General features: G+C 44.6%; 21 protein-coding genes. 9 read left to right on the forward strand and 12 right to left on the reverse strand.

Annotation, left to right across the window (positions count from 1 at the left end):
* Window positions 1-621, forward strand: a complete 621-nt coding sequence (locus AC6I7V_RS18385; protein WP_498011831.1) for a BRO-N domain-containing protein — start codon at window positions 1-3, stop codon at window positions 619-621.
* Between the two features lie 318 nt (window positions 622-939).
* Here the strand turns inward: AC6I7V_RS18385 and AC6I7V_RS18390 are convergent, their stop codons facing one another.
* A complete protein-coding gene (locus AC6I7V_RS18390; protein ID WP_258665399.1) occupies window positions 940-1,209 on the reverse strand; it encodes a hypothetical protein in 270 nt (89 codons plus the stop codon).
* Between the two features lie 717 nt (window positions 1,210-1,926).
* On the opposite strand from AC6I7V_RS18390, the gene AC6I7V_RS18395 reads away from it, so the two are divergent.
* On the forward strand, window positions 1,927-3,330 hold the full coding sequence (locus tag AC6I7V_RS18395; protein WP_498011832.1) for an alpha-amylase family glycosyl hydrolase: 1,404 nt from the start codon (window positions 1,927-1,929) through the stop codon (window positions 3,328-3,330).
* A 149-nt stretch (window positions 3,331-3,479) separates the two neighbouring features.
* On the opposite strand, the gene AC6I7V_RS18400 is transcribed toward AC6I7V_RS18395, so the two are convergent.
* From AC6I7V_RS18400 to AC6I7V_RS18415, 4 genes are all read right to left on the reverse strand, one after another.
* A complete protein-coding gene (locus AC6I7V_RS18400; protein ID WP_498011833.1) occupies window positions 3,480-5,351 on the reverse strand; it encodes a methyl-accepting chemotaxis protein in 1,872 nt (623 codons plus the stop codon).
* Between the two features lie 408 nt (window positions 5,352-5,759).
* Window positions 5,760-7,130: a YjiH family protein gene (locus AC6I7V_RS18405; protein WP_261883473.1), complete on the reverse strand. Its 1,371-nt coding sequence runs from the start codon at window positions 7,128-7,130 to the stop codon at window positions 5,760-5,762.
* A gap of 227 nt (window positions 7,131-7,357) precedes the next feature.
* A complete protein-coding gene (locus tag AC6I7V_RS18410; RefSeq protein ID WP_255232085.1) occupies window positions 7,358-8,032 on the reverse strand; it encodes a YoaK family protein in 675 nt (224 codons plus the stop codon).
* A gap of 105 nt (window positions 8,033-8,137) precedes the next feature.
* Complete coding sequence (locus AC6I7V_RS18415) at window positions 8,138-8,557, reverse strand: GFA family protein (RefSeq protein WP_255232084.1); 420 nt, start codon at window positions 8,555-8,557, stop codon at window positions 8,138-8,140.
* Between the two features lie 94 nt (window positions 8,558-8,651).
* Between AC6I7V_RS18415 and AC6I7V_RS18420 the strand changes: the two genes are divergently transcribed.
* The 3 genes from AC6I7V_RS18420 to shyA all read left to right on the forward strand — a co-directional run bounded on the left by AC6I7V_RS18420 (window position 8,652) and on the right by shyA (window position 11,212).
* Entirely contained in the window at window positions 8,652-9,296 is a 645-nt protein-coding gene (locus AC6I7V_RS18420) for a hypothetical protein (protein ID WP_498011834.1), read from the forward strand.
* A 125-nt stretch (window positions 9,297-9,421) separates the two neighbouring features.
* Window positions 9,422-9,721: an isoamylase early set domain-containing protein gene (locus tag AC6I7V_RS18425; protein ID WP_255232082.1), complete on the forward strand. Its 300-nt coding sequence runs from the start codon at window positions 9,422-9,424 to the stop codon at window positions 9,719-9,721.
* Window positions 9,722-9,937: 216 nt separating this feature from the next.
* Entirely contained in the window at window positions 9,938-11,212 is a 1,275-nt protein-coding gene (gene shyA / locus AC6I7V_RS18430; protein WP_498011835.1) for a peptidoglycan DD-endopeptidase ShyA, read from the forward strand.
* A gap of 103 nt (window positions 11,213-11,315) precedes the next feature.
* Here shyA and AC6I7V_RS18435 read toward each other — a convergent pair whose 3' ends face one another.
* Together AC6I7V_RS18435 and AC6I7V_RS18440 are read right to left on the reverse strand one after the other, a co-directional pair.
* Window positions 11,316-13,163: a putative bifunctional diguanylate cyclase/phosphodiesterase gene (locus tag AC6I7V_RS18435; RefSeq protein ID WP_255232080.1), complete on the reverse strand. Its 1,848-nt coding sequence runs from the start codon at window positions 13,161-13,163 to the stop codon at window positions 11,316-11,318.
* A 122-nt stretch (window positions 13,164-13,285) separates the two neighbouring features.
* The gene (locus AC6I7V_RS18440; RefSeq protein ID WP_255232079.1) at window positions 13,286-14,179 is read right to left on the reverse strand and encodes a LysR family transcriptional regulator; all 894 of its coding nucleotides are present in this window, start codon (window positions 14,177-14,179) and stop codon (window positions 13,286-13,288) included.
* A 107-nt stretch (window positions 14,180-14,286) separates the two neighbouring features.
* Here AC6I7V_RS18440 and AC6I7V_RS18445 point away from each other — a divergent pair, with 107 nt between their 5' ends.
* From AC6I7V_RS18445 to AC6I7V_RS18455, 3 genes are all read left to right on the forward strand, one after another.
* Window positions 14,287-15,495, forward strand: a complete 1,209-nt coding sequence (locus AC6I7V_RS18445; protein WP_498011836.1) for a multidrug effflux MFS transporter — start codon at window positions 14,287-14,289, stop codon at window positions 15,493-15,495.
* Between the two features lie 62 nt (window positions 15,496-15,557).
* Window positions 15,558-15,908, forward strand: coding sequence for a hypothetical protein (locus AC6I7V_RS18450; protein WP_498011837.1), 351 nt, complete (start codon window positions 15,558-15,560; stop codon window positions 15,906-15,908).
* A gap of 205 nt (window positions 15,909-16,113) precedes the next feature.
* Window positions 16,114-16,248 (forward strand): hypothetical protein, encoded by a 135-nt coding sequence (locus AC6I7V_RS18455; RefSeq protein ID WP_255232076.1) that lies wholly within the window; start codon window positions 16,114-16,116, stop codon window positions 16,246-16,248.
* Between the two features lie 150 nt (window positions 16,249-16,398).
* On the opposite strand, the gene AC6I7V_RS18460 is transcribed toward AC6I7V_RS18455, so the two are convergent.
* From AC6I7V_RS18460 to AC6I7V_RS18470, 3 genes are all read right to left on the reverse strand, one after another.
* On the reverse strand, window positions 16,399-17,016 hold the full coding sequence (locus AC6I7V_RS18460) for a glutaredoxin domain-containing protein (RefSeq protein WP_261883477.1): 618 nt from the start codon (window positions 17,014-17,016) through the stop codon (window positions 16,399-16,401).
* 94 nt (window positions 17,017-17,110) lie between these two features.
* A complete protein-coding gene (locus tag AC6I7V_RS18465; RefSeq protein ID WP_255232074.1) occupies window positions 17,111-17,986 on the reverse strand; it encodes a DMT family transporter in 876 nt (291 codons plus the stop codon).
* 153 nt (window positions 17,987-18,139) lie between these two features.
* Window positions 18,140-19,138, reverse strand: coding sequence for a porin (locus AC6I7V_RS18470; RefSeq protein ID WP_498011838.1), 999 nt, complete (start codon window positions 19,136-19,138; stop codon window positions 18,140-18,142).
* Window positions 19,139-19,507: 369 nt separating this feature from the next.
* Here AC6I7V_RS18470 and AC6I7V_RS18475 point away from each other — a divergent pair, with 369 nt between their 5' ends.
* Complete coding sequence (locus AC6I7V_RS18475; RefSeq protein WP_255232072.1) at window positions 19,508-20,515, forward strand: succinylglutamate desuccinylase/aspartoacylase family protein; 1,008 nt, start codon at window positions 19,508-19,510, stop codon at window positions 20,513-20,515.
* A 221-nt stretch (window positions 20,516-20,736) separates the two neighbouring features.
* Here the strand turns inward: AC6I7V_RS18475 and AC6I7V_RS18480 are convergent, their stop codons facing one another.
* Together AC6I7V_RS18480 and AC6I7V_RS18485 are read right to left on the reverse strand one after the other, a co-directional pair.
* Entirely contained in the window at window positions 20,737-21,456 is a 720-nt protein-coding gene (locus AC6I7V_RS18480) for a DsbA family protein (protein ID WP_255232071.1), read from the reverse strand.
* A 68-nt stretch (window positions 21,457-21,524) separates the two neighbouring features.
* Window positions 21,525-22,085 (reverse strand): protein disulfide oxidoreductase, encoded by a 561-nt coding sequence (locus AC6I7V_RS18485; protein WP_498011839.1) that lies wholly within the window; start codon window positions 22,083-22,085, stop codon window positions 21,525-21,527.
* Between the last annotated feature and the right edge of the window lie 2 nt (window positions 22,086-22,087).

Below are 22,087 nucleotides of genomic sequence, written 5' to 3' on the forward strand. Positions count from 1 at the left end.
ATGACTAATTCTAAAGAAAACTATAAAGAAACAACCACCAGCATTATGCCTTTTCTAAGTGACACATACGGTACTCTAAGAACAACGACAACTGAGAACGGCGAGGTCTTGTTCATAGCGACAGACGTAGCAAAGGCTCTGGGTTATCGGGATGCAGAGCAGTTCACTCGTGTAGTAGATGATGACGAAAAGGATACCATTATTTATGGTACGGTTCGGGGTGACCAAAGCACTTCAGTTCTGACGGAGGCGGGTCTATATGAAGGACTCATGCGCAGTCGCAAGAAGAAAGCTAAGCCGTTTCGTAAGTGGATAAGCAAGGAAGTAATCCCATCAATTCGTAAACGTGGAATGTACATCATTGGTCAGAACACGGTGAATCCAGAGCTACTGGATGGTCTTGCTAAGGCTGTGCGCGATAACGCATTGCCTGCATTGAGAGAGTTCGACAGGATTACTCAGCACGACCATTGGTATGCGGTGAAGAACCCTGAACGATACAAGGCTTTGCAGCTACAGGCTATTTCAACGGTTGCTCTGGAATACGATCTCCCAACATCTTGGGTGTCGAAGCTGGCGACTTATGGGTTGAATGCTCTTGAGGCTCAGAAGATGCCGTAACGAGTAGCCCGTACAATTGAATAGGACTCTTAGTTAATACATCAGGTTGGCTGTACGGCCATCACAATGACATGCAGCATACCTCAAGGTAACTATATGCGTCTGATTTGGTGTACTTCTAGGAGTTCTCATTTTTATGAACAGTGTTTTTTATATTTGATTTGAGAAGAATTGAGACGCTGAGTGGTTTATAAACAATGGCTCTCTGTAAGGCTCTTTGAGGGCTTGTGTGTTTGCCTTGGTACAATCAGGTGTCTTGGCTTAAGTTAGGCTCTCTACGTCAATCAGAGAGCCTGTAAGTGGTCGCTGTGCAGTTTCTTAGTAGTGGTGCTTCTGAATGTATTTCAGGTGTGCCATATCGAGACGTCTTTCAATGTAAGCTGGGTCATTGAGTATTGCTTGCTCTCTAACCTTTGCTGCTCTGCGTGCTGCCCTGCGTATTTCTTCACGCTCCTTGTTAGATAGCTTCATCCAGTACGTAGCATCCAGTTTAAGGCGTCTTGCCTCATCAGTTAGCTTCCTGCTCTTGCGCCTAGCACTGCGTCTCTTGAGCATCTTCTTTCGTGATTCTTCTGATAAATGGGTCATGTGTGAATATCCTCAACAAATTCAAGACACTATTCATCAAGACGTAAGAGCATGGGAAATAAACAGGGAGCTGTCAAGCGACCCCCTCAGTATCTCACCATGCCTCTAATGCGCCTTGGTAATTGTATTGTCTCTTAGTGGCAGAACTTGTTCGGTTTATCAGGCAGTAACTTTCTCTAGCGTACCCTGCTATATGGCTGCGTCATATGGTAGACACAGGAACCATGCTCATAAAGCCAGTTTATCTAAGAGAGAGTGAGACTTCTCCCTTAACGTCCGTCTTAAGACGCTGAACCAGAACACATACACACATACGTTTAAGGTCTCTTTATCGGTTATCGAAGCTCAGACTCAGGAGCTACGCCGTAAGGAGTGTGTATGTACATCAGTTCGTGTTTGGTGAAAGTGACAGAAGATTAAAGTGTTGTACCGTACCTAGTCATTAAGCATGTAATGGAATATAAAGGAGCGTAAATACGCTCCTTTTTTGATACCTGAAGCCAGTTTTACTCAAATATGGCGGAGTTCTTCATCCCTAATGTTATGCGATATTTTAGGCTACGCCCTGTGTTATCCCCCTAAGCCCTTGCTAGGTAGGAGGATGGAAATCTTAGGCATAGCAATATAATGAACGCCATTCTTAGAGAGAATTTATCTGCAACCTTCGTCTTTTACTCTGTAGTTTAAGGTTGCGACTGAGTTTGGTAGGAGAACCACATGGAGAGTTCAGCAATGTTAAACCAACCAGCTACGGATGTTATTTTACACGCCTTCGATTGGCGTTATGCAGACATCGCGGATAACGCTGCACTGATTCAAGAATTAGGCTATAAATCAGTATTGGTTTCACCAGCAATGAAGTCGCTGCGTAGCGACAGGAACAAACCACAACAGAAACCAACCCAATGGTGGCAGCGCTACCAACCCCAAGATTACCGTGTCATTGATAACCAGTTGGGTGATACCCAAGATTTTGCTGCAATGGTCGATACCTTAAGACAGCATGGCCTCAGAACCTACGTTGATGTGGTCTTTAATCATATGGCCAATGAGTCGAGTATTCGTAGTGACTTGACGTACCCAAATCAAAACGATCGCGACGATTACCAGAAACATTCAGAGTACTACGAATCGATTCGCCTTTTCGGTGACTTATCAAAGCCACTATTTGATGAGAATGACTTTGTTGAAGCATTCGGCATTAAGAACTGGCGCGATAAGTGGGAAGTTCAAAATGGCCGTATTACTGGCGGTCCTACCGATCCAGGCTTACCAACTTTGTTGGATAATGAAAATGTTGTTGAACAACAGCGTAGCTACTTGAAGGCATTGAAAGCCATGGGTGTAAAAGGCTTTCGTATCGACGCAGCTAAACACATGACCTTAGCGCATCTGCGTAAGGTATGGACGGAAGATATTTGTGAGCATATGCATATCTTTGGTGAGATCATTACCGATGGCGGTGCGACAGAAGAAGAGTATGAGCTGTTTCTAGAGCCATATCTCAAGCATACTCGTCTAGGCGCTTACGATTTCCCGTTGTTTAACACCATCTTTAAAGCGTTTGATAAAAAGGGAAGCTTTAAGTCGTTGATTAACCCATATTGTTTCGGGCAAGCTCTCTCAAATACGCGAGCGATTACCTTTGTGGTGACACACGATATCCCAAATAATGACGTGTTCTTAGAGTACGTGATGGATGAAGATGCTGAGAAGTTGGCGACCGCATTCATCTTGGGACGTGATGGAGGTGTGCCTCTGATTTACAGCGAACTTGATACCAGTGGTATTAAAGACAGAAATGGACACCCTCGCTGGCTTAATGATTGGAAGGCCCCATACATGCGTGCCATGATCCAGTTCCACAACTGTACCCATGGAGAAACGATGCGTGTCGTTGAAGCGAATGACGACTTGTTGGTGTTTGTTCGTGGCGATAAAGGTATCGTGGTGATCAACAAGTCAAAGCGCAGTAAAAACGCCAATCTAACTTGGTGTGGTTCAGTGACTGACACGCTTTCGGCCAAGGTATTTGAGAGCAACGAGAAAATGCTGAAGCTCAAAGTAGAGGCCAATAGTTGTTTGATGCTGCTTACCAACCCGAAAGGGAAGCAGGGTTAGCCACACACCTGTACCATTTTTTCACATTAAAAAGGCCGGTTGAATCTTTCAAACCGGCCTTTTTTGCTGAATGTCTCGTCCTGAAATGTGTTTACACATTGAGGACGAGACATAACAAAAACAATGGGGTCGCTGTCTATTCGCCAATATTACACGGTGAACTTATTCAATAGCTCATCTTGTTGGCGAACATTATCCGTTTGAACTTGCATCGCTTCGTTCGCTTTTTGTGAAGACTCGGATACCTGAGTTGATAGGTCTTTGATCTTAACAGTGTTGTTGTTGATCTCTTCCGCTACTAAGCTCTGCTCTTCAGCCGCAGATGCGATTTGAATATTCATATCAGAGATGCGTTGAATGGCATCACGGATACGCTCAAGTGCAGAATTCGCTTCTTGGGCGCGCTCAACCGCATCGGTTGCTGTGTCTTTGCTCTGATTCATCGCGTTCGATACAGAGCTTGCACCCGCCTGAAGTTGTTCGATCATGTTGCGGATTTCAGTGGTCGACTCTTGTGTGCGCTGCGCGAGTGTACGAACTTCGTCAGCAACAACGGCAAAGCCGCGGCCAGACTCACCGGCACGTGCCGCTTCAATCGCCGCGTTCAGTGCTAACAAGTTCGTTTGGTCGGCGATTTCATTGATTACCTTCAAAATCGTTTCGATGTTGGCAGTTGCAGATTCAAGCACTTCTACTTCTGCTACCGCTTGGTCAATACGCGAAGATAGGTTGCCAATCGCTTGCGTTGTATCGCTGACGACTGAAGTACCATCAAGTGTCGCTTCATCAGCCTCACGAGCCGCTGCTGCTGCGCCTTGCGCGTTATTTGCGACTTCAGTGGCCGTTACCGCCATCTCGTTCATTGCAGTTGCTAGCTGTTCGAGCTCCTGTAATTGTGTGCCCATCGCGTGTGCAGACTCTTTCGCACCTTGGACGATGATTTCAGTACCACACTTGATTTCAACACCAATTGCTTTTGATTGAATGATCTGTTTTTGAAGATTCTCGGTAAAGGTGTTGAAGCCTTTCGCAAGCTCAGAGAACTCTTTATCCGTGTTGGTATCTAGACGCTTAGTCAGGTCACCTTGGCCGCTTGCCACGTCATTGATCGCTTCATTGAGCGCGTCCAGAGGGCGCATTAGCACACGAATCAGAACGGTTAGCGCGATAACGCTTAGGACAACAGCAATCAAAGAGTAGATGATAGAGCTATTTTTCAGCTCAGAAACCGTCTGGAAAGCGATTTCTTCATCTAGGATTGCACCTACGTACCAGTTTTCGCTTGGGATTGGCGTGAAGCTTACTAGGTAAGACTTGCCATTAATCTCGATACTCTGTGAACCTTCACGAATAGAAGCTTGTGGTAGGTAGCTCGATAGCTTCTCACCGTTATTTTTCGCTTCTGGATGCGCGATGGTCGTGCCGTCTGCTGTTACTAGGAATAGGTAACCCGCGTCAAACAAGTTCACCTTGTTCACCAATGTCGCTAAGTTGGTCAGTTCTAGGTCGTAGAACATACCAGCGGTGAACTGGCCATTATCTTTAACGGGGGTACCTACAGAAATGATCACTTTCTTGCTTGATGCATCTACGTAAGGGGCTGTTACAACAAGAGAGTTCTTTGTTTTCGCATCAATATACCAAGGACGAACGCGAGGATCGTAGTCTGGACCTGCATCCCAACCGTCATCATTTTCGATAACAAATCCGTTGGCTTCATAACCGAAGCCCACTGCCAAAAAGCTGTTCTTTAGTTTTGGTTTTTCCAAAATAGTTTTCACGTAGTCACGATCTTGCGGTGCAATTTCGATAACTTCGGTTGTCGATTGGGCAAGTGCTTTTTTGGCCGTCATTTCAGATACAACGGTATTTTTCACACCTGCAACCATCTCCTTGAGGCTGGCATTGACATGATTCTCGACCGCATCTCGAACAGTGTATAGTTGTTGGATAGACAGTAGCGATACTGTGACTAGCAGTAAGGTCGATGATGCAGCGACCACCTTATGGCTAAATTTCATTGAGTATTCCCCTTCTCACAGGCTTTGCGAAGACTAAATTAACTATTGTTTTTATTGTTCTATATATATCGGCAAATAGATTTTTTACTTGAAGATATTTTCACAAAAATATTACAAAGTGGCAGCGAGATAAACATAGTAGAACTTAATATTCTATGGGCCAAAATATTTTTTCATTAAAGTTCATAGGCTTGTATTCGAAGTTTTTTAACCGTTTGTATAGGTATGATGCATAAGGCTTGGGTGGTTATCCCGAGTGGTAAGGAGAGCGGAATTAAATGTGACTCAAAATAATTTAATTTATAAATGAAACTTTGGTGAAATAATATGCAAGTGGTTTGATTTGGGCGGGGAAATAAAAAAGCCTCACGTGAAGTGAGGCTTTGAGTCTATTTGCATAATTCGTAATTAGAATATCATATGTGCGATACCAGCAATAACTGGAAGCGTAATTAAGGTACGCAGAATAAAGATAATAAACAGTTCGAAAATGTTAACTGGGATCTTACTTCCAAGTAATAGTGCACCGACCTCAGACATGTAGATGAGCTGTGTGACCGACATTGCTGCAATCACGAAACGTGTCATCTCGTTATCAATAGAAGCGGCAAGGATTGCAGGGATAAACATATCAGCAAAACCAACCACAATAGTTTCAGACGCTGCAACGGCTTCAGGTACACCCAGTAGCTCCAAGAATGGAATGAAAGGCTGACCAAGAATAGCGAAGATAGAGGTGTACTCGGCAATAATAAGAGCAATAGTACCTAGGCCCATTACAACTGGCAGTACGCCAAATACCATGTCTACTGCGTTGCGAACGCCTTCACCGAAGACACCTTTCGCTGATTTCACTTGAGACGCTTTATTGACCGCGAGTTCAAGACCCCAAGAGAAAGTACTGTGACCTTCAGGGATAGCATCAGCATCTTCTTGTGGTTTTGAACCATCAATAAATGTGTCTTTTTTCATGCTTAGTGGTGGTAGGCGAGGAATCACAACTGCCGCAACGAAACCGGCTAAACAGATCGCTGCGTAGAAAGGTAGGAACAGGTGCTCTAGCTCTACCTGTGCGATAACCACAAGGCTGAAAGTAATAGATACCGCAGAGAACGTCGTACCAACAACGGCCGCTTCGCGCTGCGTGTAGAACTTGTTTTCGTACTGCTTGCTGGTTAGCAAGATACCGACACTGCCGTCACCCAACCAAGATGCCATACAATCGATCGCACTGCGGCCTGGTAGGTTGAAGATAGGGCGCATTACTTTACTTAGTAGTGTGCCAAATAACTCTAGTAGACCAAAGTTTAGTAGTAGAGGCAGTAGAAGGCCTGCAAAGATGAAAACAGAGAATAGTGTCGGCAGTAGCCCCTCGAGTACTAGTCCACCAGTGTTCTCTTCCCAAACCGCCGTTGGGCCTACTTGGAAGAAAGTCATTACCGCAGCCGCCCCACCGATAACGCGTACCGCCAACCATAAAGGCGAAGGGTTGAATAGGCCGTTCAAGAATGGGCTAGATTGAATAAACGCGGGCTTGAAAAGTTTAGTGCAAATGGACGCGAACGCCATAAAAGCAACAATCGCTGTAATTGCAGGTACCAAAACATCGCCAAAAACGGCTTGAATCGATTTCGCAAGGATTGCAACAGGGATGGTTAGATCACCTTCATAGCTGATAGGCGCCATGAATAAGAATAAACCGATGAGCGATGGGATTAAGAAAATCCAGAAACTGCTTTTTGATTTTTCAGTATTCGCAGTGTTCATGTTGTTAGACATTGTATAGTTCTCGTATATCTACTCGTAAAAAGCCACATCCTTGGCATTTTTATGCACTAAACATCCTTATTCTCTCATTGGCGGCAAGACTACATAGTATTAAAACAACTTGCAATACTATTCATTGTGGATCGGTAAATATTCACCACCAGCATGCTGCCATTGCCAGAAAGTCTAGTATAAAGTTTCGTAGATGTTACTTTTGTTTTAGTTATGTTGCTAGTTTTTTATAAAATATCTAGCTTATTCGTTTGGCGGTACAGATACAGCCAGTAGACAAACGCGATCACAAATGAAAAAGAAGCAGGAAAGGCCAATGCGGTGATCTCGAACTTTTGGAACAGACAAGCACCCACTAGACCGCCTGATAAGAAGCCAATTACGATAAAGAGCAGTAGCTTTGCTTTGCGGCGATCGAAAGGTGTTCCTTTTAAGCGCGCGCCGATCATAATGCCAAGATCAGTAATGATGCCGCTCATGTGTGTGGTGCGGATGATAGCGCCGCTATAGGTGGTGATCATTGCATTCTGAAGTCCACATGCTGCTGACGCGAAGTATTGACCGTAAGCGTAACCGTTTAGCAATGACCACAAAGCGGTGAATAGCAACGCCCCTTCAATACATAGTGCTATGCCGTAACGTCTGCCTAGTTTAAGAGCCTGATTCTCGATAAAGAAACCACTAAACGCAGCGCCAAGCATAAAACTGACTATGACTAACAGCAGGTGCCAAGAGATCAATGATGGGGTGAGTAGGCTGCTCCCAAACAAAGAGAGAGTGCCCGATATGTGTGAAATCGCTTGATGTTGAAATCCAAGCAGGCCAATTGCGTTCACACTGCCTGCCAGTCCGGCAAGCAGAAGTGCTCCATATTCGATCCAGCGAGGGAGTTTTGAGATCATGTGTATGGCCTGATGAATGAAAGAAGAGGCGGATTATAACGCTAGCAAAATGTAACGCTAGCGTTGTCCCTAAAGAGAGTTTGATCTTAGGCAATCAATCGCGATTTAGTTAAAACGTTCTATCTCACAATCAAATTTAACCCAGCCGTGCTTGCGCTCTTCGTAGACGGAGAAACTGGGAATAGGGAAGTCCCGCTCTTTGAAAAGGCCAAGTGGAACGATAAAGGCATCGGGAGCTCCAGTGGTTTGCAATAGCATGGTGGTGCCGCATTTTGGGCAAAATTGATAGTAGACTTCATTACCGCTATCGCTGATGCGTGAAAAACTGGTGACTTCGCCACTCAGAGTGACTTGTTCGCTGGCAAATCGAGCTTGTACCCCAAACACACTTCCTGTTCTTTTTTGGCACTCGTAGCAATGACATACTGAGGTTCTGAGTGGCTCGCCGCGACAGACCAAACTGGTAGCACCACAACGACATTCACAACTTCTTACCGCTTTATCATTTGCTTTGTTTGTATTCATGCACAACTCGCTTTCTAGTTAAGCTCATATTGCTAATTATACTAAAGCGATTTAAGGTCTGCACAAGTCGATGAAAATCAAAGAATAGAAGTTCATGAAAAAGAAAATTTTACCAATTCCACTGATCCTGTTGATCCCGATTGTGATGCTGGTGGTAGTGATTGTCGCGGGTCTTTATCGCTTTAGTTTGAGTGATGAAGAGATACTGGCCAAATTCCCCTCATCTCAAGTGAGCTACGATCCTGTGGTTGAGCGGGTGTTTGATCTAAAAGCAACCAACCCTTGGACAATTAAAGTACCAGAAACTCAAGCTTTTGCTTTTATTGATGAATATATGGATTCAAAGCAAATCGCTTCTGGTCGATACGATTCTGGGGCGGAGCGCGGCACGGTGCAAGTGGCTACAGATAAGATTGTTGCACTCGTTGTTGGACAAGATCAGATGTTTGTCGCACCGATGTGGGTTTCCAATCAAGGCTCTGGCGTGTTCCACTACTTAGCACTGTTTAAATTTGATAAAGCACGCAGTCGTGTAGTGTTGGTGGATGAGCTTCTTTTAGGTGACCGCATCCAATTAGCAACACTGGATATCACAAATGCTGCTGGCGAAGCTCAAAACAGTTATCAGGGGCTGGTGAGCTTTAACCAACACAGTGCTCAACAATCCTACGCAGAGGCGCCAGATGAGAAAGTGATATCGAGCTTTACAGTAAATAAGCAATCAATTGAACTGCATTAAAGGTTTTAATCGTGCATTGTTTTGTTGTTTATGTGAGCTAAATTACATATTATCTTAGATAGTTGACTGAAATTTAGACACAAATCGGTTTTGTGTTGGACGATTTTTACAAATGGAGCTTGCGAATGATTAACAAACGCTTTTTTAAAACCAAAGACGAAGTAGAAGTGACCTTTGAACTAGAGGCTCAAGAGGCGAATTCAGTGTCTATTGTCGCTGATTTCCTGGACTGGAAGGCTACGCCGATGAAGAAATTGGCAAAAGGAAAAGTCTACAAGTTTAAGACCCGTCTACCAAAGGGCGGAGAGTTTCAGTTCCGCTATCTAGTAGACGACCAGCAGTGGGTCAATGATGCCAATGCTGACAGTTATATCCCGAACGAGTTTGGCGAAGATAACTGTTTAGTATCGACGGCGAGCGCATAACTGGGATCAACACTTTAATGAGTTATAAAGCAGAGGCTGAAATGTCTCTGCTTTTTTATTTTTGTAATGAATGGATACAGACGAGTTCGGCGACAATAACTCAATGACTTAGCATGATCGAGTAAGATTCCCATCATATTATGACAATGTATTGATGATTTATGCGTTTGAAAAGCATATCCTATGACCTTTATATCGTAGAAAGACCTGTTTACCGTGTATTCAAAATTATTTTCATCTCCGTTTACTGCGCTTTCGCCCGTAAAAAAGATAACCATTTTGGGGTTGCCTGTATTCGCTTTAATTGGCGTCGCGATCAACTCGTCCCAATCGAGTTTAACCGGAACTATTGAACTCAACTTACCAGACTCGACTGTGATTGAGTCAATTCTCTCTCCATCTCATAACGTGATTGAGCCACCGACATTTGAATATCAGATTCAAACTGGTGATAGTCTGAGCGGCATTTTCACTCAGTTAGGCTTCTCTTATCAGTCGATGATGAGTGTGATGGAGACGGATCTAAACTATCTTGCTCTTGATACGCTAAAGCCGGGTAATCAGCTCCGCTTTTGGCGAAATGAGGAGACGAATAACCTGGATAAGATGGAGTTAAGCTTCAACGTTGCCGATAAGGTTGTATATCGCCGCCTTGAAGACGGCAGTTATGAGTTTGAAGATATTTCTATCCCTGGTGAGTGGAAGCAGAAGCCAATGGTGGGTGCTATTCATGGAAGCTTCTCAACGTCAGCTAATAAACTCGGTTTAAGTAGCGTTGAGATTGACCAAGTTGTCTCTCTTTTAAAAGACAAGCTTAATTTTAGCCGTGACTTACGCGCCGGTGATACCTTTGAGGTACTACAACGTGCGCAATATGTTGACGGTGTCGCGACAGGTAAACGCGAAATTGAAGCGGTGAAGATAGTTAACCGCGGGCGTTTAGTCTCTGCTTATTTACACAGCGATGGCCAATATTATGATGCCAAGGGTGATAGCCTACAAAGAGCTTTTCAGCGTTATCCGGTGAGTCGAAACTGGCGCCTGAGCTCGCAGTTTAATCCTAAGCGTTTGCATCCAGTAACTGGGCGTATTTCACCTCATAATGGTACTGACTTTGCGACACCCATTGGTACACCTGTGCAGTCGACTGGTGACGGTGTTGTTATTATGACTCGTAAGCACCCGTATGCGGGTAACTATGTGGTGATTCAACACGGCAGCACTTATAAAACGCGTTACCTCCATCTTAGTAAGATCTTGGTGCGTAAAGGCCAGCAAGTGTCACGTGGGCAGCGTATTGGATTATCGGGTAAGACAGGTCGCGTGACGGGACCTCACCTTCATTATGAATTGATTGAACGTGGTCGCCCAGTTGATGCAATGAAAGCGAATATTCCGATGGCAAACTCAGTGCCAAAAAAAGAGAGAGCGGAATTTTTTGCACTGCGTGACAAAGCAGATGCTTTGCTAAAGCAACAAGCTAGCCTTTAAGTCATGGGCAGCTCAAATGTAAGCCGTGAATAGTTAACTGTTCACGGCTTATTTGTATAAGTTCTCTACGTTTTCGTCTCTGCTTCGATTCAATATCACCTAGTCAATTGGTCGCGCAATCCGTCGTTGGTAACGCGTGGATTTTAGCGATCATGTCGTGTGCAGGTAGGGGGCAAGAGAAGAAAAAGCCTTGTATCTGATCACATCCCATAGCGTATAACTTTTCAAGCTGCTCTTTATGCTCAACGCCCTCTGCAACTAGCGATACGCCTAAGCGGTTTGCTAATTGTACTATCAACCAAACCACGCTCTCTGCGGTGTCACTGGTCAGTAACCCTTTGATGAAGGTCGCATCAATCTTGATACAATCAATTGGATAACTATGAATGTAATTCAAGCTTGAGTAGCCCGTGCCAAAGTCATCGAGTGCGATGGTGAAGCCTTGCTGCCTCATAACACTGAGCACATTTTTTGTCTCTTCGGTCGGGGAGAGAAGCACGGTTTCTGTTAGCTCAATGACAAAATCGCGCTTATCGAAATGAAAATGTTTGATCATTTTGGTTAAGTAGCTGAGATAGCGCTGGCTGTCATGTAATTCGTGTGCTGAGCAGTTAATACCGAGCTTCACTGGATACCCTAACTCTTTTTCTAAAAGCATTTTCGCTCTGCACGCGAGCTCTATGACTCTTTCACCCAGTTCGACAATCAGCCCCGACTCTTCAGCGACATTGATAAACTCAACGGGAGAAACATTGCCGTGCTTTTCCGTGTGCCAACGAGCGAGGACTTCAAAATAATCCCAGTGTTGGGATTGAGCACTGACGATTGGCTGAACCGCAACATATAAACCTTGTTCTGAACGCGGATCAATCGGTTGAGAAAGTTCACTTTTTAGCGCACTTACAAGCTCTGCCTTACGGTGATAAGTTGCACTGAGGTGTGTGTCGTAACACTTAACACGGGTATTCGGCGTCTGTTTACATGCTTTCAACGCAAGGCTGGTATTAAAGATGAGTTGCTCAATGTCCTTCATTCCGTCTTGAGAGCGAGCTAAACCAATACTGATGTTGAAATCAAGTTGCAACGAGCTGCCAATTCGACTGTGTTTAAGCTCTCTGAGTATGGCGTCGCAAACACAGAAAGGGTCGGAGTGATAAGTGATAAAGGCGAACTCATTGCCTGCGGTGCGGAAAGTTAGATTTTTCTCTGGCACGACCGCTTTCAGAATGTCTGCCAGCTTCTGCAAAACTTTATCTCCAATGTAGTTGCCATGCGTATCGTTGATGGCTTTAAAGCTATCGATATCGAGAATTGCTAAGGTGAAAGACGGGTTATTCTGTTGAGTAATCGACTCCAATGTATCCGCTAAACAAGAGCGATTGAGCAGACCTGTGAGACTGTCGTGAGAGACTTCGTAACTGAGCTGGTGCACGAGTTGTTCTGAGCGATCATTGAACCACATCTCTCTGAGAGTATGGGTCATGATGTTGGCAAAGAGCTGATGATGCTGAATCACCTTTTGCTGGTGATCTTGGTCTACGGGAGTCTTAAATATGGACAGTAATACCCCCATGACTTCACCGCTTGGTGTTTTGGTCGGGATTGCTAATAAATGGCTTGTCTTAACGACTTGTGTAAAAGCTTCTGATGGTAGAAGGTTAACGATGTGTCTCGCAGCATGACTATCTGGGTGATGATGGCGAACGGCTTCTTGATACAATTCACGATGTAGAGGGTTAATTCTGTCGTGATGGATGTGGTGATCGTGGGCAATGATCATCGGTGAAATTTGATCAGGAAAATACTTACGTTCAACGAGGCTTGTGTACTCGGTATCGTAAGCGCTGTGAAGGCTCAAAACGGCAGATTCTAGAAGATCCAATCCGTCGAGTTCGAGGAGTTGACCAACCGTGTTGAGCTTAATTTCAGTGCGATTATGGACGTATGCCATATGCACCTCCTAGCCGTAGCTTATTAATTTCAGTATATGCACATTGATTAGTATGGTGCGTATTAATCAGATTTCAAATAGTGTTGAGAATTTTTCTCACTAACCGTTGGGTTGTGGAGTGGCTAATAAAGAGGGCTTCCCTCTTGTCGTAAACGATCTTTTAAATGATCCAAAAACAGTGTGGTCAGAGTGTGAGAGTAGTCGAGTTTCGGGTAGTAGGCATAAACCATCAGCTCATCCGCAGTGACGTCTGGTAGGATACGAACCAAGTTGCCCTGTTGAAGATCCTCTTTGATGATAGTGCTGTTCGTTAGCAAGATACCAATCCCCCGTTTTGCTGCATGGAAGAGCGCTTCTGGGTTGGTGGTCGCAAAGTTTCCTTTAAGGGTAATTCGTTTACCTGTTGCTAGCCTTACTTCTCGGTCTATGCGCTCCCCCCAAACTAACGAATTATGCCGTTCTAGTTCGCCAATGTCTTGTGGAGTGCCGTGCTTTTCTAAGTAGTTCGGCGCTGCATAGAAGCCGGCTTTGTGTTCAAACAGTGGGGATTTTTTAAACGCAAGTGAGTTGAGCTGTTCTAGCTCTCGGCTAATGACTAAATCTAGTCTGAGTTCCGGTACTTGACCGGGAGTTGTGGTGATAAGTTGGACCTTGATATCCGGGTATTTCTCCAAAAAATCATCAAGATATTGCACCAAAAACTTAGAACCCACTGCAATGGTGGCCCCGATTTTTAATAAACCTGCTGGGGTCTGGTTAACAGAGCGTGTCTCGTCAACGATGGACTGCCAGTTTTCTAATTGTGCTTTTGAGCGAGTATAAAACAGCGCTCCAGCTTCTGTCTGGCTAATAGAACGAGTAGTGCGTTTAAGGAGCTGAGTTCCGATACGATCTTCTAACCAGTTAACGCGCTTGCTGATGGCGGAGCTGGTGGTGTTCAGTGAACGTGCCGCACCATTGAAGCTGCCTTCTTCAACCACTTTTATGTAACTTTTAACGTTTAGTATCCAATCCATATTCGTTCCCAGTAAGACTTAATCTAATTCCAAATTGGCTAATTATCATCGCTCAGCTTTGAATGTAGACTCATTATAGGGAAAAATTTAACTGAAAAGGAACGATATTGAACGCATCTGATTTTAAAAAGACGCCACTGCTTCTTGCGATGATGATCATCGCTACTGGGCAAGTGGGTGTGAGTATCTACTTACCATCATTGCCACTCATTTCATCGGATCTGGATATTTCTCAGGTCGATGTTCAACTTCTTGTGACACTTTTTCTAGTGGGTTTTGGTACATCTCAGCTCTTTTACGGTCCTATGTCTGATGCGGTCGGTCGTCGGCCAATATTTTTGCTTGGTCAAGGTGTTTACCTGGCTGGTACGGTGATCTGTTTTTTCTTTTCAGATAGCGTTGCTGCGCTAGAATTTGGCCGTCTATTACAAGGCTTGGGTGCAGGTAGTGCCTCGGTATTGGGGCGCAGTGTGCTCAGAGACAGTTACGATGGCGGGCAACTGACCAAAGCGCTCTCATACATTTCACTGACGGCTTCCATTATTCCAATCATTGCACCTGTTTTTGGGGGCTGGATTGCATTTCATTTAGGTTGGGAGTCGGTGTTTTTGTTTGTATTGATGTATCTGTCTGCGATTTACACCTTGGGTTACTTTGTCCTGCCAGAAACCTTGCCTTATGGTAAGAGTCGCTTTGAATGGAAAAACGTGATTAAGAACTACGGAAGTTTGCTGTTAAATCGCCAAGTGGTTGGCAGTGCGAGTTATAACTGGGTGAGTTATCTTGCGAGCTTAGTAACGTTGTCTCTGTTCCCGTTTTTGATGCAAAAGCAACTTGGATTGAGTACAGCGGATTACGGCTCTCTGATGATCATTCCTTCTGCTGGGTTGATGATGGGGAGCGTGCTATTGAATATCTTCAACAAGCGCTTCTCAACTTCTCAGCTGATGGCTGTAGCGATCACGATCATTTTTGCTGCTGGAACTTGGTTATTGATGAGTGAACTGACGATCTTTAATCTAGTGTGGGCATTTACTTGGTTGGCTATCGCACAAGGGCTCTCTTTTCCACTATCGATCAGCATGCTTCTTGAGCCCCACAAAAAACAAGCGGGTGCGGTATCTGCACTCTCAGGCTCAATCCAGATGTGTTTGGCTGGGTTGTTAGGCGGGCACTTGGTTGAAACTTGGGTCACGACTCATGTTCAACTCGGTTGGTTCTATTTGATCTCAGGCAGTGTGATGGGTTTAGTATTGTTTACCTCAAGTAAGCGTGGTGTCGAACAGAGTAGCCGTTCGAAGCAGTATGCATCGTAATGATTGAGTTTAACGACGCTGTTTCTTACAATGTGCGGGTTCATTTAATAGGTAAATAAATCATGCAGCATAAAGAATTCGAAACATTGGTAAAGGCTATCTGTGATCTTGAGACGCTTCCTCAAGCTCTAGAGTTGCTAAAGAGCAGCGAAGAGAGTGAAGTGGCAGAAGCAGCAGCGTCATTAAGCGGTCAATTTGCGCTGGCTGAAGTTGAGAACGAAAAGCGTATTTACCATGTTACTCAACAAGAGAATGAGCAGGGTGAAGAGCAAGAGTTTGTTGAGCATGTAATTAATGAAGGCGACGATCTGATCAAATTCGCAGCGTGGTTCTTTGACTCAATGTTTGGTGTTAAGCAGAAAGAAACGTATCAAACGGCAGGTAAAACGTACCGTCAACCTAAACGCAGCTAATCGAGACTATCTATACGGGTCTGGCCTAAAAATAGCTTAAAAATGAAGCTCTACTTCGGTAGAGTTTTTTTGTCGATACAGATGAGCCGATTAATCACGGCTGTGTAAATAAATTACTAAAAAATGTGATTTAAATCTTGTTTTTGGGTCTTTTAGGTGTAAAATTACCACATAAAGAAATTTTATTACATCTGTGGTGATTATTATGAGTTACGAATTAGGCAATGTTTACGTGGGTCATATTGTGGCGAAAAACATGATGCACGAAGCGCTACATGGCAAACCAAAACAGAAGAAAATCTCATTCGTTAAACGAATGATGAAGAAAATGGCGAACTAGCCATTGATCTTAAAGGATTTTAAAAGGCCTTAAGCGAAATGCTTAAGGCCTTTTGCGTATTCAACATAGCATCAGTTTAAACGCCATCACTATTGATACGTCTCTCTGTGGATGGACACAAAATGCTAAACGCGATCTTTTGATTCGATGTTAGCCTGTAGATTGGTTAGAAAGATCAACCACATTGTTTGGAATGGCATCTAGCCCTTTCTCTTTCATCCAAGCTTCTAGGTTGTCAGCACCACCAATGTACTGACCGTCTAGCCAGATTTGAGGCACGGTAACGGGGGTTTTCTGTCCAATGTGCGCCTTCACTTCAGGGATCATCCGGTACAGTGCAGCACTCTCTTTTACAACGTCGTGGTACTGGTATTCGATACCTGCTTCATCCAGCATTTTCTTCGCTTTCACACAGAAAGGGCAGGTCGCTTTACCATAAACAATGTTGCCTTTCAGCGTGTCACGCTCAGTCCACTCTTTGATCACAGACTGCACTAATACACCGCGATTGAGTGCTTCACCTTGGCTCACGACTTTACCTTCGACGATAAGTATTGGCGCATGCCAAGCACCATATCTCAAAGGCTCCCACCAGTGAGACAGCCAATCTTTCACCTCTAGTTCGATATCAACATCGGACAATTCATTATCAAATGTGTCCTGCAGAATATCTTTCGTAAGGGTACATTCACCGCAAGGGATGTTGACCTTAAACGGTCCCCAGCTTCCACCCCAACGATACAAGGTTATTTTTATTGGTTTGCTCATCGTGACATCCTCGTTTCAAATCTCTTGTAAATATAGAACGATAAGCTCCTACTTTTCTTCCCAAGAAATTTAAATATATTGGTGTTTCTCTGTTTTATCGCTCTTTCTTGGTTTCCCAATGGGTAATGAAAGCGACGGAGGCGATGATGATCGCAGCACCTAGCCAGAGGCGACCAGGTGGCACCCAGCTAAACACAATCCAACCAGCCAAAACGTTAAGAGGTAATTTTGCGTGATCGAAAGGTTGAACGAAAGACGCATCGGCAACTGAGTACGCTTTTACTATTGCCCATTGCGCCAACGCAGTTAGTACCCCGATAACAACAAGAATCGCCCAAATGTTAAAGCCACTCGGCATTTGCCATTCAGGTGCTGCCAAAAGAATGTTAAATGGTGTGATAAGCAGTAGCAGGTATACCACCATCGTCGAAGGGCTATCGTCAGAAGATAGCTTTTTCACCATCAGCGAGTAACATGCCCAGAAAAATGCGGCACCGACGGGTAATAGTGTTGCCCAGCTGAAATCATCGGCCCACGGCTCAAGAATGATCATTGCACCAGCAAAGCCAGCGAGCGTCGCGCCCCAGCGCGCTTTGCCGACCTTCTCTTTTAAGAACAGCCCTGAACCCACAGTCGCAAACAGTGGGGAGGTCATCAGCAGTGCAATACCTTGCCAAATAGGGACGGGGTAAGCGAGGGCCCATATCCATAATTGAATGCCAATAACTGATAAGAATACGCGTGCGATGTGCATTTTAAGATTGTTGGTTTGCAGGGCTCTGCGAATCCCTAACGTTTGCAAGTAAGGAAGAATCGCAAAGAATGCAATAGCGTATTGAATTACAGCAACAGTAGTCGAAGCGAGTCCAAAATGAATACTGGCGATTTGAGTTAAGCTGTTGATGATCGCGAATGCAAGGCCAGCGGTTAGCATCCAGCTTGCGCCTTGAATCGGGTGATGTTGAGACATAATGTTTCTGGTTCATTGATGTGGTTTACGTATGATACGGATTTAACGCAATGAAACCAGAAAAAGCATTGATGAACTTGGTCAAATTAATTGAAGAAGTCAAAAAAGCTGAGCACTTGCTCAGCTTTTAGAGGTTTTGTCTAGAAGACTAGATTAGAAGTCGTAGCGGACACCTAGGCGAAGTGAATCTTCGCTCTGTGTTTCTAGACCTGCAACTTTTACATCATCAAGGTTGTTTAGTTGGTAAGCAACGTAAGTACGAATGGACTTGTTGAACTTATAAGTACCCGTTAATTCAAAGAAGTCAGCTGTGTCTACCGTTACGTTCTGTGCTGAATCTTTTTCTTGTTTTTGGTACAAACCAGCCAGTTCAAATTGGTCTGTTAGCTTGTATTTAGCCGCAACTTCTATACCAGAGAATTCAGTCTTTGCTTTGTCGTCTAAGTCACCCATTGTGTAGGTAGCGCCTAGGTATAAAGCATCCATTTTGTAGTTGATACCAGCAATTACAGCTGTAGCAGAGCCATTACCAGCACCATTGTCGTTACCTGAGTAACCAAGCCCGAAGCCTAAGCCCATTGGTAGAGTGTAGATACCAGAAATACCATAGCCGTCAGTATCTTTCTCTTCACCAGCGATTAAACTTGCTTTTAAAGAGAGAGCATCAGCATCGTATGCGTATACAAACGTGTTATTGATTTGCTCGTCACCTGCATTGATGAATGCTTTTTGGTCGCCAGAGTAGATAGTAACATCCGACATTTCTGAGATTTGAGCTGCAGCTGTATCTTGACGGCCTACAGATACTGCGCCGAAGTTGCCTTCAAAACCTGCATACATGTAACGTTGTTTAAAATTATCAGTTTCATCGTTGTCAGCTGAGGAGTTTACGCCTTGCTCGGCTTCGTAAAAACCGAAACCAGATAAGCCACTGGTGATTTCAGTTGTACCACCAACATTCAAACGAAAACGGCTTTTGTTTTTCATCGTACCGTCGATTTCTTTACCACCTGAACCGATGAAATCACCGCGGAATTCCGCACGACCACCGATTTTAAGTTCAGTGCCGTCAGAGCTGTAAACTGTTGCTGCCAAAGATGAACCTGAAACTAGTGCTGCTACCACTGCAGAAGCTAGAACTGCCTTTTTCATAATCACTTACCTTGTATTGTAAATTCCGTGAGCGTTGTGCTCGTTCTTTTCGGGATGGGGTTAATGTAGAGCAGCCAAATTAAGCTTTCATTTCTGAAAAATTACATTTTCGTGAATAGGGAACTTTTCGTTAGTTATTAATTTCATTGCATTTTTATTTCATTTCTATTTTTGTCCGTGCACGGTTAGTCGATTATTCATCAAGGATTTTGACGTGTGATTCGCATCTAAGGTGGCGATCGACGCTATAGGTAACTTATTGTTATAGCTCAATTCATTCACAGAATTAAGGGTTGTTCTGCGGATCGATTAGGTTATGATTCAGACTGTAGTAAATGGATTAATTAGGCGTAACAGCGGGGAAACCGAATGAAAACAGAGTACTTAGGAGATGTGTTACAAGGAAGACAGGTAATTACCTCTCTTAATGTTGATGATCTCCCGGTTGGAGAGCATCAGTTTTGGTTTCAAGTGACCAGTGATGGACTCGGTCAGCCTAAAAACATGCCAGTGTCTGTTTTCAAAGGGAGCCAGGAAGGGCCAAAGTTGATGATAACCGCGGGGATTCATGGCGACGAACTGAATGGCGTGCTCGCGGCACAACAGATTATTCGAGAATTGATAGGGAAGGGGTTGAAAGGAACGGTAACAATCGTGCCAACGGTCAACTTACCGGGCCTGCTGAATCATAGTCGCGACTTCGTGTCATCGGACCCGGGGTCGTGCCCTGCCAATTTGAATCGTTTATTCCCCGGTGACGCACATGGCTTGGCGGCTGAACGATTTGTTGCGTCATTGTGGGAGCATCTACTCAAACATAATGCGACGTTTGCTGTTGATCTTCACACTCAAACCCGCGGTGCAGTCTACCCATTGTACGTATTTGCTGACTATCGTATTGATCAGTGTGTTGAAATGGCGCGCCTAATGAAACCGGATTGTGTTCTGAACGACCCGGGTGATCCAGGTATTTTGGAAACGGTTTGGAACCGCAGTGGCATTCCAAGTATCACTGTTGAAGTGGGCATGGGTAAAGTGACTCAACCAGAGATGATTCAGCGTGCTGTAGATGGCGTGTTCAACATACTCAGCTACTACGATATGTTGAGCGAGAATCGTGACGTTGCAGCCTTACCGGATATCGATTGGGTTGCAGGTGACAGCGTCGTCTCTATTCGTGCAGATATTGGTGGCTTTGTATTGCCTCAAGTTTCTCTGTTACAACAGGTTGTCGCAGGTGACTTGTTAGCGATTCAATACGATGCGTTCGGCAATGAATGCCGCCGCTACCTATCACCTTCGAAAGGGCATGTATTGAGCTACAATGTTGATGCTCTAAGGGAGCCGGGTGCTCTGGTTGCTCGTTTACTCTGTTAGATAGAAAGCGTACACCAAGCAGAAAAAAAACCGAGCAGCGCTCGGTTAAAGGACAGTGGCCATAGAGTAGGCATGTGTGTTGAGCTCTTTGTCTCAACACCCTTTAAGTTAGTCGTTGTAAGTGAAATTTATGTGGACTAATGATGACACTTTGAAACCACTTTGATTGCATTGAGATGACGAAAAATGGAAGCGGGATTTGCTTCCATTTTTATGCCTGCTTAAAACGCTTGGTCTACGACGTCTTTAAGCTTGTCATAAGGCATGTATCCCGGAAGGAATTGCCCATTAATGATCATTGTTGGTGTACCCGTTAAGCCCAACGCTGAAAATATCTGATGATTGGAGGCCAGAGCCGAATCAAGATCCGGTGTCGACTTCAGCAACTCTTCAGTGCCTGTGCGTTTCGCTACTGCTTCTAAAGAGCGGGTAGTATGCAGGCCGCTCTTTGCCACAAGCAGGTCATGAACTTCGGTGTATGCTTTGGGCTTTTGTTGCCAAACGTTCATCGCATAGAGTGCAGAGTTGGTTTCTATCTTGTCGAGCTTTTGTTGCTTGAACGACACGTAAACGTTGATGACTTTAAGGTCCTTCTCCTCTTCTACCAGTTGTCCAAGCGCTTTCTCTAATCGCTTGCAGTAAGGACAGTTGTAGTCAGTAAAGTTGATGATGATGTTTTTGCTCTCTGGATTACCCATAATCGGGTGAGCCGGATTATTGTAGAGCCATTCTTGACTATCTGCTTGTGCCTTCTCTGCTTGCTCTTTACTTGCTAAGTACTGTTGTAGGCTAGTGTGCAGGCCCGCAATTGTTTCTGGGTTATCTTTTAAAAAGGTATTGATCTCTTCCAGTTGTTGCTCTTGCTGAGGGCTAAGTGCTGCCAGTGCCGTCGTTGAAAACAGAGCACTCAGAACGATGCTAGCCAGTAGTTGTTTCTTCATTATTGATTCTCTTTTTTGAGGCCACTCCTCAGTTTAGCAAGAGTGGCGTTGTTATCGGTTTGGTTGATTTATGCCAAAGCAGCACGCAGCCAAATACCTATCGGTGTAGTGACACCTGTTGTAATACTTTTGATCTCTCCATCTTTTATGATGGCGATGGTCGGTGTAACACTGATCGCCCAGTCACGGCCAATTTGCCCGCTGGTGTCGTTGAGCACATCGAAGCTGTAGTCCTTGGCTTGCAAGTAACGAGAGACACGCTCATCAGGACCTGAAGACAGAGAGACCGAGACGACATTGCGAGATTTAGCTAACCAATTGACACTCGGGCTGACGAACTTACAAGCACCACACCAGGTTGCCCAAAAATAGACGATCACTGGCTCTCCCTGTTTACTCAACTCTATCAAGTCGATCTCTTCTCCTTGAATCGATGTACCGACCATAGCAATAGCGTCACCTTGAGGCATGGATTGTGACCGATAGAAGTCCATTGCCGCCGAGATCACGCCGACAATCAGCAAGATCGAAAGCAGCTCTTTTGACCAACGCTTGATGCGCTGACCTAGGCATTTCTGCTCATTATTTTCAGTTTGATCACCCTGCTTGGATTGGTTTGATTTAGTCATGA

The sequence above is a fragment of the Vibrio sp. KUL70 genome (assembly GCF_059725515.1).